This window comes from Aequorivita marina (assembly GCF_031631895.2).
GTDB classification, from domain to species: Bacteria; Bacteroidota; Bacteroidia; order Flavobacteriales; family Flavobacteriaceae; genus Aequorivita; species Aequorivita marina.
Map to the genome: position 1 here is coordinate 1 of NZ_JAVMBW020000003.1, position 16,737 is coordinate 16,737.

11 protein-coding genes are annotated in these 16,737 nt (G+C 38.6%); 5 read left to right on the forward strand and 6 right to left on the reverse strand.

The features are described from left to right. Positions 1–276 precede the first annotated feature (276 nt). From QPK98_RS05790 to QPK98_RS05810, 5 genes are all read left to right on the forward strand, one after another. Positions 277–2,295 (forward strand): collagen-like domain-containing protein, encoded by a 2,019-nt coding sequence (locus QPK98_RS05790; RefSeq protein ID WP_310992435.1) that lies wholly within the window; start codon positions 277–279, stop codon positions 2,293–2,295. 279 nt (positions 2,296–2,574) lie between these two features. After that, positions 2,575–6,000, forward strand: coding sequence for a hypothetical protein (locus tag QPK98_RS05795; protein WP_310992124.1), 3,426 nt, complete (start codon positions 2,575–2,577; stop codon positions 5,998–6,000). A 10-nt stretch (positions 6,001–6,010) separates the two neighbouring features. Further along, entirely contained in the window at positions 6,011–7,252 is a 1,242-nt protein-coding gene (locus QPK98_RS05800) for a T9SS type B sorting domain-containing protein (protein ID WP_310992125.1), read from the forward strand. A 14-nt stretch (positions 7,253–7,266) separates the two neighbouring features. Further along, positions 7,267–8,196, forward strand: coding sequence for a PorP/SprF family type IX secretion system membrane protein (locus QPK98_RS05805; protein ID WP_310992127.1), 930 nt, complete (start codon positions 7,267–7,269; stop codon positions 8,194–8,196). Between the two features lie 46 nt (positions 8,197–8,242). Then, complete coding sequence (locus QPK98_RS05810; RefSeq protein ID WP_310992128.1) at positions 8,243–10,177, forward strand: OmpA family protein; 1,935 nt, start codon at positions 8,243–8,245, stop codon at positions 10,175–10,177. A gap of 604 nt (positions 10,178–10,781) precedes the next feature. Here the strand turns inward: QPK98_RS05810 and lepB are convergent. The 6 genes from lepB to QPK98_RS05840 form a co-directional block, all read right to left on the reverse strand. Further along, positions 10,782–12,341, reverse strand: coding sequence for a signal peptidase I (lepB, locus tag QPK98_RS05815; RefSeq protein WP_310992129.1), 1,560 nt, complete (start codon positions 12,339–12,341; stop codon positions 10,782–10,784). Between the two features lie 71 nt (positions 12,342–12,412). Further along, positions 12,413–13,135 (reverse strand): 4-hydroxy-tetrahydrodipicolinate reductase, encoded by a 723-nt coding sequence (gene dapB / locus QPK98_RS05820; RefSeq protein WP_310992131.1) that lies wholly within the window; start codon positions 13,133–13,135, stop codon positions 12,413–12,415. Positions 13,136–13,284: 149 nt separating this feature from the next. Beyond that, the gene (locus QPK98_RS05825; RefSeq protein ID WP_310992132.1) at positions 13,285–13,866 is read right to left on the reverse strand and encodes a DUF5683 domain-containing protein; all 582 of its coding nucleotides are present in this window, start codon (positions 13,864–13,866) and stop codon (positions 13,285–13,287) included. After that, positions 13,856–14,755: a ParB/RepB/Spo0J family partition protein gene (locus QPK98_RS05830; protein ID WP_310992133.1), complete on the reverse strand. Its 900-nt coding sequence runs from the start codon at positions 14,753–14,755 to the stop codon at positions 13,856–13,858. The genes QPK98_RS05825 and QPK98_RS05830 overlap by 11 nt, the downstream gene beginning before the upstream one ends. Continuing rightward, on the reverse strand, positions 14,756–15,526 hold the full coding sequence (locus QPK98_RS05835; RefSeq protein WP_310992135.1) for a ParA family protein: 771 nt from the start codon (positions 15,524–15,526) through the stop codon (positions 14,756–14,758). It lies immediately after the preceding gene. A gap of 205 nt (positions 15,527–15,731) precedes the next feature. Then, positions 15,732–16,613 carry an SDR family oxidoreductase gene (locus QPK98_RS05840; RefSeq protein WP_310992136.1) on the reverse strand — a complete coding sequence of 294 codons (882 nt, stop codon included), beginning with the start codon at positions 16,611–16,613 and terminating at the stop codon, positions 15,732–15,734. Between the last annotated feature and the right edge of the window lie 124 nt (positions 16,614–16,737).

Consider the following 16,737-nt stretch of genomic DNA (forward strand, 5'->3'; position numbering starts at 1 on the left):
GATGGTGTTGACACTGGCGTAAAAGCGCAAGGTGAAGACGGAAAATCTGCATTCGATATTGCTGTAGATAATGGATTTGTAGGAACAGAAACAGAATGGCTAGCCTCTTTACAAGGTGCTGATGGAGCTGCCGGACAAGATGGTGCTGATGGCTCTGTTATAACAATCGAAAACGGAAACTGGTATATTGATGGCATTGACACAGGCGTACAAGCAGGAGGACAAAACGGTGAAGACGGAGCAACCCCTGAAATTGGAACCAACGGAAACTGGTGGATAGATGGTGTTGACACTGGCGTAAAAGCGCAAGGTCAAGACGGAAAATCTGCATTCGATGTTGCTGTAGATAATGGATTTGTAGGAACAGAAACAGAATGGCTAGCCTCTTTACAAGGTGCTGATGGTGCTGCCGGACAAGATGGTGCTGATGGTACTGATGGGAAGTCTGCTTACCAGGAATGGTTAGATGCTGGAAACACAGGAACGGAACAAGATTTCTTAAATTCATTAATTGGAGCTGATGGTGCTGATGGGAAGTCTGCTTACCAGGAATGGTTAGATGCTGGAAACACAGGATCAGAACAAGACTTCCTAGATTCATTAATCGGTGCTGACGGAGCGTCTGCTTATGAAGAGTGGATTGCTGCTGGAAACACAGGAACGGAACAAGATTTCTTAAATTCATTAATTGGAGCTGATGGTGCTGCCGGACAAGATGGTTCTGATGGCGCTGATGGAAAATCTGCTTACCAGGAATGGTTAGATGCAGGAAACACAGGATCAGAACAAGACTTCCTAGATTCATTAATCGGTGCTGATGGTCAAGATGGAGCAACAGGTCCTCAAGGTGAGCAAGGAGTAGCTGGACCAGTAGGGCCACAAGGAGAAACAGGGCCACAAGGTGAAACTGGGGTAGCTGGACCAACAGGACCAGAAGGACCAGCAGGACCAATAGGACCACAAGGAATACAAGGTGAGCAAGGGCCAGCAGGACAAGATGGCGTTGTAGATCCTAAAGATTTAACAGCTGGAGACACTTCTATTACCGTAAATAATGGTGTGGGAACAACTTTACTAGATACTAATATTGAAGTAACTGATGGTGGCATCACTACTGTTAAAATTGAAGATGGCGCAGTAACCGCTCCAAAACTAGATGCAGGTACTGGCGATGACGGACGTATTGGCGTAGCAGATGACCAAGGAAACATAACTTACCAAAACATTGATGACCTAGTTAAAGAACCTTGGAAAATTCAAAATACAACAGACGACGCAACAGACAATACCCAAGACATTTACCAAGAAGGTAAAGTAGCTATTGGGTTTGATGATACGGATGCAATTTCTGATAAGCAACTGGAAGTGAAAGGAGATGTTTTTGCGGAAAATGTGAATAGTCAAGGTGTTTACAATGGATTTAGAACCAATGTCGATTTTGGATCAGATGGACAAGGAGGAAATATTTATGGTAATATCCTGTTTTCTTCCGATGCAACGTTTAAAGATGGTTATGTAGATGGTGTTACTAATATGACAACGGGCTCCTACTTCTTAAACCACCAATATGGTTTAGGAGGCCAAGTAAAATCTCCATCAGCAGGCGCTGCAATGGAGGTTACTGCTCCACAAGATAGTAACGGTTCACCTTATCTGGCACTTGCATCTATATATGGAGGTGGTCTTGCTAAAAACGAATTATCTATTCAGGGACTTGGTAAAACCATAGATATATTAGCTAAAACTGCAGGAAAACAATCAGTTTTTACTAGAATTGATGCTGATCGTGGAATGTCTTTTCATCACCCAAATAATGAGTCTTATCGTTTCCCAGATGTACGAGGAAGTGAGGACCAGGTGTTAACAACAAATGGCGCAACTGGTAGTAACGTAGCCCAACTTTCTTGGAAAAACGTAAGTGATCTCGTAAATCCAAATACACCAAAATTCTTTTATATGCCTGCGGTGATCTTTGAAACCATCCAGACTGGAACAGGATTACAGAGAAACTTACACGACGATTACCAAAAGCAATTTACTGGCCAAGAGTTTGATGTTGCTCATGGTGCTGCTGGGTCGTCACGAACTTACACTGGTGGATTGGTAGGAAGCACAGGTGCCCCAGCAGCAATTCAAGTATTTGATGCTGCAGACTTACACTATTATGTAACCTACTATGATCAAGATGTGTTTGCGAATCTATCTATAGATGCTAATGGCGTGCTAACGTATGATATCATTAGCAATGCGTCTCCAACATCATATATGAATATAGTGTTTGTAATTAAAGATTAATAATATTTTCCGGACACTTGAGCAATTAAGTGTCCGGATTAATCACACCTTGATCTTTTAATACATTATACCAGTATAATTAGTATTTAAACAGAATAAAACAAACCGATGCCCAAAAAATACATCTTAAAAATAGTCGGCACATTTCTTCCCTCCTATTTTAAAATCCTTTTTGAAAGCTTCGGAAACTCGATGCTTAACAAGCAATTGTCAGGTTTAAATTTTATTCCTATAACAAAACACCAAGTTTCATACCCCATTAACTTATAACAAAACAGCATGAAATTTAACCATACTATATTTAAAAATTCAGGATTCTTAACCAAGCTCATGCTATTCCTTGGGGTATTCGTCCTATCCTCTCAATCAGAAACTTGGGCGCAAACGAAAGAGTACGCAAGCAGTCAAGAAAATGGGAGGAATAGAGCGACTATTGTTTTAGGTGGCATAAGTGGAGGTTACAATCCTACAAATGGAACCTCAGTTGCAAATGTTGAAAATCCGGATAATGCTGTGGATGGCAATGAATCTACGCATGCTACAATGATTGCAAAAAATATCAGCATTCTTCTTGTTGATTTTTCTGGTGAAGCTTGGCTACAAATGAATTATGCCAATCAGCTAAACGCAAACACAACAACTTATATAAAGATAGATGAGCCAACTGCTACAGGATTTAATCTTGACCTATTAGAAACAGTTGGAGGGTTATTAGGCTTATTGGATGAAAATATAATAATTTCTGAAGTGTATGATGGAAATACTATGGTGTCTCCTTCAAATGTACATAGTACGATGGCAAGAGATGAAGATGGTCAACTATATTTAGCTGTAACTTCAAGTGAAGCTTACACAGGCGTGCGTCTAAAGCTTCGTTCACAAAGTAATCTTTTAGGAATTTCACTTGGTGGTGGATTAGAGCTCAATGTTTATGATGCTTTTCATATCAATAACGCTCCTTCTTGCGGAGCACCACTTTATACGTATTATGAAGATTCAGGACTTAATGTTGAATTGCTTGACTTTAACAATCAAAATTTAGAAAATGCTATCGATAATGACACAGACACTTATTCTCTAGTAAAGTCAGGTGCTTTATTAGGTATCGAAGTAACAGGCTCTATGGCTCAAAACTTCAATTTTGAGTCAGAATCTACAGAAACAAGCACTTTAAATATTAAACTCGCCTTAGGCTCTGGTGGGGTTATCAATACAGATTTATTAGGGTCTATACAAGTTATACTTTATGATGCTAACGGTCAAGAAGTTTACAATCAAGCCTTACAAAGTAGTTTACTAAATAACACCGATGTTTTAAATTTACTAGGAACAGGTGCTCCCGCAACATTAACTTTTGCTCCTGGAAAAGCATTTTCTCGTGCAGAAGTGAAACTGAATTCAGTAATAGGCGTAAATCTTTTAGGTAATGGTGTTAGAATCTACGACGTCCAACGCTTTGATGGAATTGGAACCTGTATTAATCCTGAAATCGCAGAAGCTCCTACCCCCACACAAGACCCCTTTGAAGCTTCGTCTTGTGCTACTGATTTGGTCGATTTTGAAAATGTAGATTTTCCACACAATGCAGTCGATGGCAATAATGAAACTTATACAACCTTACACGCCGATTCAGGAAACTTATTAGTTAGCGGCCCCTCTGCCGGATTTGTAAAAATGGATCTAGGCGCTATAAGTGCTGATGAAACTACTTATGTACGCATTGATTATGATGAAGACGTTTTAGACCGTTTACTAGGCGGTAGTTTAGGAAAGTTAGTCTCTGATTTAGGGGATGGTTTGCTTCTTGGAAACCAGTATATACAAGTTCAAGCTTTTGATGCCAACGACAATGAAGTGCTTGATGAATCGAGTCAAAACTTCTTTGGGGGATCTAATGGCGGTCCTAATGGTAGAGTTATTATAGTAGAAGATAATATAGGCAGGTATTACTTGGCTATTAAACCAAATTCTGATTATAACAGTATTCAAATTACTAATCATGTTTCAGCTGTTCTACCTACAGGGAAACAAAGTACATTACACGTTTATAATGCGTGTGTAGAAACCGGAACCGACCCTTGTTTTGAAGCTAACTTCACTTCCTATACAGGAACTGGAATCGGACTTTCTCTAGGAGACCTTTCCGAAGCTGGTGTAACCTACCCTTATAAAGCTATTAGTGAAAACTCTTCAGATTATTCAAAAATTAATTTAGGAATAGCCGGTGTAGCCGCAAGTGTTTATCAGTCTGTTTACTTTGCCCAACCTTCTCAAACAGAAGATCACGTACAAATTAGATTGGCTATAGAACCGTCTTCTGCCCTATCTCTAGATTTATTAGGAACGTATAAAATTAAGTTTTTTAATGGAACAACCCAAGTAGGACCAGATTATAACCTTCAGGATGGCTTGCTAAATAATATCGACTTATTAGCCTTATTTAATTCTGGGGGAAGTGTTACTCTTGACTTTGAACCTACGGGTACTTTTGACAGAGTGGACATCGGGATTGAATCACTTGTTGGTTTAAACGTAAATTCCGAACCCTTACGAGTTTATGATGTAAGCCGATACGGAGCAACCTGCCCTTTAACCAGTACGCCATTTCCTTTTGAAGAACCATCTTGTTCTGCAACATTAATAGCTTCTAAGAATGCAGACGATGTTCAAAATTTATTTGACGATGATTTTGACAGCTATGCTACTTTAAAATCAGGAGCTGGCCTCCTTTTTGGATTTGGAAATAAATTTGAAGGCTATGTAGAAATGGGTTATGACCAACCAGTATCTGCAGGAACTACTTCATATATCCGCATAGATTTTGAAGAAACTATTTTAGAAGGCTTAGTAGGTGGAAGTCTTGGAAACATCGTTTCTGGATTGTTGGATGGCTTAGTTTTAGGAGACCACTTCTTTATTGTAGAGGTTAAGGACGAAAATGGAGGTGTTATTAATTCAGCAAGTAGTAATCAAGCCTCTGCTGGTGGCGACGATGCTATTCGAGTAGTACAAGATGCCGCTGGTAGGTATTATATAGCTGTAACACCTACACAGGATTATAAATCTGTTAAAATTACTGATGCTACCAATAGCGCTTTAGGGCTACTCTCTCAACCCAATACCATGAATGTCTATGGCATGTGTACAGATTTAGTAACTGATCCTTGCTTTGGCGCTTTTGCAACTTCTTATGAACACGAAGGCCTAAGCCTAAGCGTTAACGATCTTGGCGGTGCAGGCGTAACAAATGGAACTTATGCTATCAATGAAAACTCTACGAACTATTCCGAAATTAGTAACGGTACATTAGGGATAGGAGCTTCAACAAAGCAGTGGATCTTTTTCAATTCCGTATCGAATGAATATGATGTTGCAGTAATCAAATTCAAAACTCAAGGTGGAGGTGTAAATTTAGACCTGTTAGGCGGATTGGAAATCAAAGCATATTTGGGTAATACTGAAGTTGCTGAATTCGACTTTCAAAACGGAATCATAAATGGAGTAAACATTCTAAACCTGCTAAATAATAATGAAACGGTAATGTTAAACTTTAGACCAGGTCTTAAATATGACAGAATAAGCATAGGAATTAAAACATTGGTTCAGGCTTCCGTATTCCCACCAATTCAACTCTTTGGGGTTGATCGTTTATGCTCTGATGGTGACTTGATTACAAACCCAATGATCTATCAAAAAGTTGATTAAAAATCGAATTATGAAAAACAAACTATTATATATAAGTGCTTTCCTCCTACTCTCTATTGGTATGACGGCCCAAACCAGCAATCAAGGTATGCTTTACGTTAGCGAAGGTACTCAGTTTTCCACCGTGGAGCGTTTTGATAACCTTGTTTCGGGCTCATTTTTTAACGATGGCGATGCATTTATTTACAGCCATTTTAATAATGATGGTATTGTAGATTTCTATCAAAATACTGGGCTAACACGATTTATAGGAAGGTCTAACCAATCCATTAGCGGTACAAAAGTAAGCTACCTTTACGATACTTACTTTAACAACACGAGTAATACAGTGCCTTTTGAAGTTTCAGGAAGTATAAATATTAGTGGAGAAGCAGATTTGTACAGCGGCATACTGGACAATGATAATTTTGGAGGTGAAATCACCTTTAACACAGAAGCTTACCATATAAACACTTCAGACTACAGCCACGTAGATGGGTATGTAAATAAAGTAGGAGAAAATGAATTTACATTTCCTATTGGGGATGGTGGTTATTATCGTTTTGCCGGTATTTCAGCCCCAGAAAATGAATCGGCTTTATTTGAAGCAAAATTCTATTTTGAAAACACCAACGCTATGTATCCTCACAAGTTAAGAGCTGGAATACTTGAAGAAATAGACAACCAAGAATATTGGACCATAACCAAGGAGTCTTCTGCTAATGAAGATATGCTAATCACCCTTTCTTGGCGCGATGTAACCACGCCACAATCTATGATTGATGCCGCTGAACAAGACGCCCTAACCATTGTACGTTGGAATGAAGATACCAATATGTGGGTTGATGAAGGAGGTGCCATCGATCTTGAAAATAAAACCGTTACCACAGCAGTAAACGGCTATGGTGTATTTACCTTCGGCCGTGTTAAATCAGACCTTGTACTTCCGTGTAACATTGTGGTTTATACAGCTGTTACTCCCAATGGCGATGGTAAAAACGATTACTTCCTTATCGATACTTCAAATAACGAATGTGCGCGGAACTTAAATGTAGAGGTATATAACCGTTGGGGTGTAAAAGTATTTGAAACCGACAATTACGGATTAGACGGCGATGTGTTTGATGGCTTTTCAACTGGAAGACTAACGGTTGATGAGGCTAAGCAACTGCCAACAGGAACCTATTATTACATTTTGGATTACCAATACGGAAACCCATCAGAAAACAATCGCCACAAACAAGCTGGGTTTTTATACCTAAGTGGAAACTAATAAGACAAAATTCTATGAACATTAAATTATCTAAAATATTTGTTTTTATACTCTTGGGAAGTATGTTTTCTGTAGTCCATCAAGTTCAGGCACAGCAAAACTCGCAGTTTACCCAGTATATGTATAATACCGTTAGCGTAAACCCTGCCTATGCCGGTAACCGCGGTTCTTTAAGTATGCTTGGCGTTTACAGAAACCAATGGGTGGGGCTTGATGGTGCTCCAGAAACACTAAATTTTACAGCGCACTCACCAGTAGGAGTTCAAGGTGTTGGCCTAGGGCTTGGGTTTACAAGCGATAAAATAGGACCTGCTACCGAAAGCATCATTACTGCAGATTTTTCATATACCATTAATGTAACGCACAGCACAAAGCTTTCCTTTGGAATTAAAGGAGGGATGTCATTATTAGATGTAGATCCAAATAAACTCCTAATCTACGATCCTAATGATTATGACCTAACTCAAAACAATTATAGCTCACCTGTTATTGGAGCTGGCTTATTTTTGCACACCAATAAATGGTATTTAGGCCTTTCATCTCCAAACTTATTAGAAACCGATCATTATGACGATGTACAAGTTTCTACAGCCACCGAGAAAACACACGTATACTTTACAGGAGGGTATGTGTTTACTATGAATCCAAACTTAAAACTAAAACCAGCGGTCATGGCAAAAGCCGTAGTTGGCGCACCCTTGGCACTTGATGTCTCGGCAAATGCCTTGCTTTATGAACGCGTAACTTTTGGATTGGCCTATAGGTTTGATGCCGCAGTAAGTGGCTTGGCAGGTTTTCAGGTAAACGAGAACATCATGATTGGCTATGCGTATGATTATGACACTACGCCACTGGGAAGATACAACGACGGCTCCCACGAAATATTTTTACGATTTGAATTGGGTACAAGACTAAAGGCAAAAGTGAATCCGCGTTTCTTCTAATATAAACGAAGAAAAAAAGTCTTATTAAAAATAAAATTATCGACAGATGAAAAACAACTTTACTATACCCTTATTTTCTATATTCTTATTAGGGTTCTTTTTTTCAGCGAACGCTCAAAAAAGAAAGTTAAATAAGGCGGGAGAGAAATACGAACATTTAGATTATGTAGATGCCCAAAAAATTTATCTAGCTGTAGCCGAAAAAGGATATGAATCTGAAGAACTCTTTGCCAAACTAGCAAACACCTACTATTTTAATGCAAAATATAACGAGGCAGCTAAATGGTATGGCAGCTTATTTGAACTAAACCCCAATCAAAAACAAAATCTTTTACTGCGTTATTCACAAGCTTTAAAAGCTACCGGTGAGCATTCAAAAGCAAAAGAACTTTACAATACATATGTAACAACAACCGGAACCGACCCAAATGCAAAAAAAGCAATGGATTACCTATCCTTAGTAGAGCAGAATTCAGGAAGGTACCAAATACGCCCCATAGACGCTATTTATGATGACGAAAAGATTTCCTTTGGCCATACAAAAGTGGGTGATAAGTTGATTTATGCCACTACTAACGATAAAAAATCTGTAATCAACTCCAAAAGTGCTTGGGACGGATTGAGCTTCCTCTCCTTATATGAAATTGAACTAAACCAAGAAAATATTGCCACTGGAAAACCTAGTAAGTTAAAAGGTAAACTTAGCAGTAGGTTTCACGAATCTACACCTGTATTTACTAAAGATGGCAACACCATTTACCTAACCCGCAACAACCTGACGTATAAAAACAAAAAGAACAACCAAAACTTAAAAATATATAGGGTTAAAAAAGAAGACGATCAATGGCAAAAACCAGAAGAGCTTCATTTTAATAGCGACCTATATTCTTCGGCGCACCCTGCGTTAAGTCCTGATGAAACCAAATTGTACTTTTCTTCAGATCGCCCGGGCGGTCTTGGAGCTTCAGATTTATATGTAGCAACAATTGAAACCGATGGCACTATTGGTTCTCCTGTAAATTTGGGTCCAGAAATTAATACCTCAGGGAAAGAAACCTTTCCTTTCGTTTCTGATAAAAATGAACTCTATTTTTCTTCAGATGGTCATTTTGGCTTGGGAGGTTTAGATGTATTTTATGTGAAAATTGAAGCCGAAAACTACGGACAGCTACTCAATATTGGCGCCCCAGTTAACACCTATGCAGACGATTTTGCTTTCGGAATAGATGATGCTACCAAAAGAGGATTTATAAGTTCTAATCGTGCTGAAACAGAAGGGTCATTTGTAAATGATAATATTTATTCGTTTATAGAAACCGAGCCTATTGTTGATGTATTTCAAGCCGTGATTAATGGCTATGTAACAGATAAGCAAACCAATGAGCCCTTGGCTGAGGCTAAAATTACCCTATCTGACGTTTCGGGAGAAACGTATGCCCAGCTTAAAACAGATGAGGACGGGTTTTACGAAGTAGAGACTAATAAATTTAATGCGTATTTTCTAAAAGCTGAAAAAGAAGGGTACGATACCGATGGAAAAGTTTCAAAAGCAAATCTAGAAAAACAGCAAATAGACTTCCAGCTTCAACAAAATAAAGTAGCAATTACATCAGGAATGGACCTCGCTAAAGTGTTAAACATCCCGATGATTTACTTCGACTTTGACAAGTCTAACGTCCGTTCAGACGCTCAAGTAGAATTAGAAAAGGTTTTTGCTGCGCTTAAGGAATACCCGGAATTAAAACTAAATATTCGTTCGCATACCGATAGCCGCGGTAATGACGCATATAACAAAGCACTTTCGCAAAGACGGGCAACCTCAACGCTAAACTACCTTGTTTCAAAAGGAATTGACCGCAACAGACTAAATGCTCAAGGTCTTGGCGAAACGGAACTGGTAAACAATTGTAGTAACGGCATTACTTGTTCAGAGGCCGATCATCAGAAAAATAGAAGATCTGAATTTATTGTTGTTGAATAAAATTTAATTTTTATCCCCAAAACCGGATATTCATAAGTTTGAATATTCGGTTTTTTTGTTCTTACTTGCACCGTAAATTCCATTGCGCTTTCTCATACCCCACCTTCTCAATGCGCTTCGCGCTATATTTTAACGCGTCTATTAAAGTCCTGAAATATAAGAGAACCAATCCCCTATAAACCTTTTCACCAGCAATGCCATATTCACTTTTTAAGACTTAAAAGTGTGTGATGTCATTTTTAAACAGCTACCTCAACGCTTATTCCTATTTAGAGATTTACTTTGAGCTAATCGATAAGTCTTTTTCCGAAGCAAACCCAATAAAACCTATTGAACATAATTTCAAGTTTTTCTCGGGCCGAAATTTAAAACCATTCCTCGCCCATATTAAAACTAAAAACAGTTTAGGTTTTCAATTAATTTTTAAGCCCTGACTATCGCCTTTAAAACTCAAAACCCCAGACATAAGTTTAAACTCATGTCTGGGGTTTCAATTTTTTGATTACGCACTGTTATGGTCAGAATATCAAATACTATTAAAGCATTGCTTAGTGTATCTGTATTGCACTAATTATAGCACCTATTATAGGGAGTCGCTTAAAGTTTACTTTTTAGCGCCTTTCTTTCGTTTTCTCCAGAAATCGAAAGCGAACCAACCAATTACCGCAATAATAAAATACATGAGGTATGACACTGGTTTTCCACTACCGCCAACGGTCGTAAACACGCGATCCCAACGTACTTTACCATTAACACCGTCCCAGCTCATCCATACAAATACGGGTTTTCCCACTACGTGATTAAAAGGAACAAAACCCCAAGTACGGGCATCTTCACTATTGTTTCGGTTGTCTCCCATCATCCAATAGTAATCCATTTTAAAGGTGTATTCGGTAATCGGTATTCTATTTAATAGCACTTCAGTGCCGGATTGTGTTATTTGGTTTGTACGGCCCATTTCACTTCCTTCATAAACCTCGATAATGCGTTTATAAAAAGGTATTGTTTCAGGGGTAATGGAAACTGTTTCGCCTTTCTTCGGAATATATATTGGCCCAAAAAAGTCGTTGTTCCAAGCATATTTCTGACTATTCGGAAATATATTTTGATCCCACTGCCCTTTCTCATTGCCAAGACGTGTAACCTCAACTACATTGGGGTTGTTTCTTAACATATTCATAGACTCTTCTGAAATAGCCGAAAATCGATACGTATTATTGCCAAAGCCATAACGATCGGTAATGTTATAGCGATTGTGAAGCATTTCTGGGTTTAGCTGTCCATTTACCTTTACTTCATACGAAAACTGAACTTTTGCACGATCCGGTAAATCGTTTTGCTTCCCGTTTATATACACATAGCCATCCCGAACCTCCAAAGAGTCACCGGGCATACCCACTGCACGCTTCACATAATTAGATTTTTTATCTATTGGCTTGTAATAGTATTTTCCATCGCCGTATTGTTGAAACGCATTTACCGTATCTACCGGCCAATTAAACACCACAATATCATTGCGCTTAATATCCTGAAACCCTGGTAATCTAAAATAAGGTATATGGGGCTTTGTTAGATATGATTTTTTGCGAATCACCGGAATAGTGTCGTGTACCATTGGGAACGCAATAGGCGTCATAGGCGTTCGCGCTCCGTAATGAAACTTGCTTACAAATAGAAAATCGCCCACCAATAAGGTTTTCTCTAAAGAAGAAGTTGGAATCGTAAACGGCTGCATTACATAAGTGTGGACAATTGTGGCGGCAACAACCGCAAACAAAATAGAACTCACCCACTCTCCCGTTGACGTGCGCGGTTTTAAACTCCTTTCTTCTACATATTCGAGTTTTTGCGTATAGTTAACGTAATAGATATACAGTCCAAGCGTTAGGATTACCAAAAGCGTATCTGTTGTAGAATTCCTACCAAAACTGCGCAGGGTTTCTACCCAGATTACGGGAAACATAATTAAGTTAACAATGGGTATAAACAATAAAATTGTCCACCACCAAGGCCTATTGATAATCTTCATTAAAACCACGGCGTTATAAACGGGTACAGCCGCTTCCCATCCTTTTCTTCCGGCAGCTTTATATAACTTCCAAGTACCGGCAAAATGGATTAACTGAACTATTAAAAAAACGATAAACCAACCTGTCCAACTCATTGTTTACTCTTTATTATTTGTTTGTTCTCTATACTATTTGTTTTCCTTCTTGGCACTGACTTAAATAGCTATCAAGTGTCAATTCCCAAAACATCTTTCATTGTAAAAACTCCTTTTTTCCCTATTAACCATTCTGCAGCTAAAATGGCGCCTTTTGCAAAACCAGCTCTAGAATGGGCTTGGTGCTTTAAAACAAGGCTATCTATTTGAGAATTGTACGATACAAGATGGGTACCCTTTACGTCTTCTTCTCTTTTTGCTGTAATGATTAAAGTATCTTCTTTATCCTCTGCGGAAAGGTCTGGAGCATCTAACTTCCATTCTTCTTTCGGGTTATGCCTTAAAATACTCTCAGCAATCGTAATTGCGGTGCCGCTGGGAGCATCCTTTTTTTCAAGATGATGTATTTCTTTAACCGAAACATCGTATTCCTTCCACGGTGCCATTAATTTAGCAGCGTATTCATTAATGCTAAAAAACAAATTGACACCCACACTAAAGTTTGACGCATAAATAAAACTTCCGTTACGGTTTTCACATAACTTTACCATTTCATCATATCCATCTAACCATCCTGTAGTACCAGAAACCACTGGTATTCCAGCTTCTATAGCTTCTGAAATATTGTTTACCGCAGCCTCGGGAGCCGAAAACTCAATGACGACATCGGCTGTTTCAAGGTTTCCTTCAGAAGATTCCTGACTGCTTTTATAAACCACTGAATGCCCTTTTTCTAAAGCCAATTTTTCAATGGTCTTTCCCATTTTTCCGTAACCGAGAAGTGCTATTTTCATAAATTCTATTTCAAAAACATAAAGGCGCAAAGTTGATTTTTTCTAAAATGAACCGAAAAAAGAAAAGAATCTTCTACGTGTCCGGTTTCCTGTATCATAATTCTTACTTCTTTCATCCTTATTCTTTTCTTTCTTCTACGAACTACCCACTACTTAAACTTATAAGTTAAAGACATTCCATATTGGGGTTGAGCGTTAAACTGGTTAACGTTAAAATTGGGTTGCAGCGAAAGGTCGTCACTTACTTCATATTGTTGTAAATGTGCATCTACATTAGCATCAATTATATTTAGCAGATAGAACGCAGCCGTTACAATAATGCTAATGCTCTTGTTTTTCTGTGCCGATTTTTGAGCGTTTATCAAACGGTCGTTTGAAATACCTTGAAACTCATCATCGGTATAACCAGCAAGTCTTCTTTTATAAGCATTTCGGAAGCGTTCGTAGTCGTCATCTTGTTGTTTATAAAAATAAATTCCTGCTGCCATTCCTGCATAAATAATAGGAATTTTCCAGTACCGTTTATTATAAGCCTGCCCGAGCCCTGGTAAAACAGCAGAGTAAAATGCCGCTTTTGCAGGTGCCAAGGGGTTATATAAATCTTTGGGCAAAATAGAATCGCTCACCACAATAGCCCTTTTTTCCTTTTTCACCTTTAGTGAATCAGGAGTCTGCGCGAACATTGATGTGGCGAAGATTAAAAAAAAAATATAGAGAAGATTATTTTTCACTTTTTATCAGCTTCAAAATACGTTCGAAGTCTTCTTGATTTTTAAAAGGAACGATAAGCTGACCTTTACCCGACTTTGAAACCTTTACGTTTACAGCAGTCTCGAAAACATCTGTAAGTTCTTTTTTGGCTTTTTTAGCAAAGGGAGGGGCACTCACTTTTTGCGGCGCTGCTTTTTGGTTTGGATTCTTAAAATTTCGAACCAAAGCTTCGGTATCGCGAACGGAAAGATTATCTCCTAACACTTTTTCGTAAATATCAAGTTGGTCACTAAGATCATCTACATTTATCAAGGCTCGGCCGTGACCCATACTTATAAATCCATCACGCATTCCCGTTTGGATAATTGGGTCTAATTTTAACAAGCGCAAATAGTTTGCAATGGTAGAGCGGTTCTTCCCTACCCTATCGCTAAGTTCTTCTTGCGTTACGCTAATTTCTTCAATTAGCCTTTGGTACGAAAGTGCAATTTCAATAGGATCTAAATCCTGTCTTTGGATGTTTTCAACCAAAGCCATTTCTAGAGACTCCTGATCGTTTGCAATACGAATATAGGCAGGAATGGTTTTTAGACCTACCAGTTTTGAAGCTCTAAAACGTCGTTCCCCACTAACTAGTTGATATTTATCAAAGTCTAGCTTTCTAACGGTAATGGGTTGAATTACGCCAAGTTCTTTAATAGATGAAGCCAATTCGCGAAGCGAGTCTTCATTAAAACTCGTTCGTGGCTGAAACGGATTTACTTCAATACTGCCTAAATCCAATTCCACAATGTTGCCAACCACCTGATCGGCATTTTTATCTGTAACCGAGGTAATATCATTGGAGGGATCTTTCAACAATGCTGAAAGTCCGCGGCCTAATGCTTGTTTTTTGGTCGCTTTCGCCATTTAATCGTTTTCGTTTTTCTTAATTAATTCATGAGCCAAGCTCAAATAGTTATCGGCTCCTTTACTGGAAGCATCATAACTAATTATGCTTTCCCCATAACTGGGTGCTTCACTTAAACGCACATTTCGCATAATGATTGTTTCAAAAACCATTTCGTCAAAATGCTTCTTTACTTCATCTACCACTTGGTTTGAAAGTCGCAACCGTTGATCAAACATCGTAAGCAGTAAGCCTTCAATATCTAGATTAACATTATGGATTTTCTGAACACTTTTAATGGTGTTCAATAGTTTTCCAAGACCTTCCAAGGCAAAATATTCGCATTGAATAGGGATTATTACCGAATCTGCAGCGGTTAGGGCATTTAAGGTGAGTAAACCTAAGGATGGCGCACAGTCAATAAGAATATAATCATAATCTGCTTTAAGGCCTTCAATAGCCTTTTTAAGCATATATTCTCTATTTTCCACATCAACCAATTCAATTTCTATCGCAACCAAATCTATATGCGATGGAATTAAATCTAAATTGGGTGAATTAGTAGCGACTACAGCCTTCTTTGCCGTGGCGCTATGCTCCAATAATTGATAGGTACCCAATTCAACACTTTCTACATCAATACCCAGACCAGAGGTTGCATTGGCCTGCGGATCTGCATCTATAAGCAGAACCTTTTTTTCAAGAACACCCAATGATGCCGCTAAGTTTACTGAGGTCGTGGTTTTGCCCACACCGCCTTTTTGATTTGCAATTGCAATTATTTTACCCATTAATTTGCTTGGTATTTTAGCAGTTAAAAGTACGATTAATTATGTAGATAGAAAATCATTTTTGTTAACAGAGCCCCATAACAGAAGATCTGAAACTTGAAACGCTAACTAAACCGCAACGCTATAGAACCCTAAACTCTAAGAACAGAACTCTGAAAACATTTTAGAATATTTCAAGAAGCAGCTTTTGTCCAAAGAAGATTTTCTATTTCGACTTTTTCTGACGAATCATTGCTTCCAACATATCCCACATTTGCTGTGGCACTTCCTCTAACTGATTCATCTGCCCAGCACCTTTTAACCATTCGCCTCCATCCATAACTACTACTTCTCCGTTTATGTATGCTGAAAAGTCTGAAACCAAATAAGCTGCAAGGTTGGCAAGCTCTTGGTGTTCGCCCACACGTTTTACGGGAACTTTTTTCGCAGGATCAAATTTTTCTTTTAAATCGCCCGGCAGCAATCGGTCCCAAGCTCCTTTTGTTGGGAAAGGCCCCGGTGCAATAGCGTTAAAGCGGATGCCATATTTTGCCCATTCTACCGCCAACGAACGTGTTAATGCCAATACGCCAGCTTTTGCCGTAGCACTTGGCACAACATAGGCAGAACCTGTAAAGGCATAGGTTGTAACAATGTTTAAAACAGTTTTATCGGCTTCCTTTTTATCAATCCAATGCTTACCAAAAGCAAGTGTACAGTTTTTAGTTCCTTTTAAAACAATATCTATTATCGTGTCGAACGCATTTGCAGAAAGCCTTTCTGTAGGTGAAATAAAGTTTCCTGCTGCGTTGTTTAAAAGAACATCAATAGTGCCAAATTCCTTTACAGAAGCTTCAACAAGTGCTTCAACTTCGTCATAATTTCGCACGTCACATTGTACTGGCAATACGTTGCCACCCGTTGCGTCTTCGAGTTCTTTTTTTACTGTTTGTAACTTATCTATATTTCGAGATGTTATAACCACATTGGCACCTAATTCCAAGAAATAAGTGGTCATGGCTTTTCCCAAACCGCTTCCGCCACCTGTTATAACTATTGATTTTCCTTTAAGCGCATCATCACGCAGCATTTTTGAGTTGTAGTCCATAAGTTTTCAATTGAATTGCAAAAATACATATTATTGAACAACATCGCCATTTAAAAGAATTCATAAATAGTCCACAAACAGCTATCCAAGGTTTAATGAACCCATAATTTGCTGTTAAATAAAC

Excerpts from the sequence above, each read along its gene's own strand:
- QPK98_RS05795 (WP_310992124.1), top strand. The coding sequence starts at position 2,575 with ATGAAATTTAACCATACTATATTTAAAAATTCAGGATTCTTAACCAAG.
- QPK98_RS05800 (WP_310992125.1), top strand. The coding sequence starts at position 6,011 with ATGAAAAACAAACTATTATATATAAGTGCTTTCCTCCTACTCTCTATT.
- QPK98_RS05805 (WP_310992127.1), top strand. The coding sequence starts at position 7,267 with ATGAACATTAAATTATCTAAAATATTTGTTTTTATACTCTTGGGAAGT.
- QPK98_RS05810 (WP_310992128.1), top strand. The coding sequence starts at position 8,243 with ATGAAAAACAACTTTACTATACCCTTATTTTCTATATTCTTATTAGGG.
- lepB (WP_310992129.1), bottom strand. The coding sequence starts at position 12,341 with ATGAGTTGGACAGGTTGGTTTATCGTTTTTTTAATAGTTCAGTTAATC.
- dapB (WP_310992131.1), bottom strand. The coding sequence starts at position 13,135 with ATGAAAATAGCACTTCTCGGTTACGGAAAAATGGGAAAGACCATTGAA.
- QPK98_RS05830 (WP_310992133.1), bottom strand. The coding sequence starts at position 14,755 with ATGGCGAAAGCGACCAAAAAACAAGCATTAGGCCGCGGACTTTCAGCA.
- QPK98_RS05835 (WP_310992135.1), bottom strand. The coding sequence starts at position 15,526 with ATGGGTAAAATAATTGCAATTGCAAATCAAAAAGGCGGTGTGGGCAAA.
- QPK98_RS05840 (WP_310992136.1), bottom strand. The coding sequence starts at position 16,613 with ATGGACTACAACTCAAAAATGCTGCGTGATGATGCGCTTAAAGGAAAA.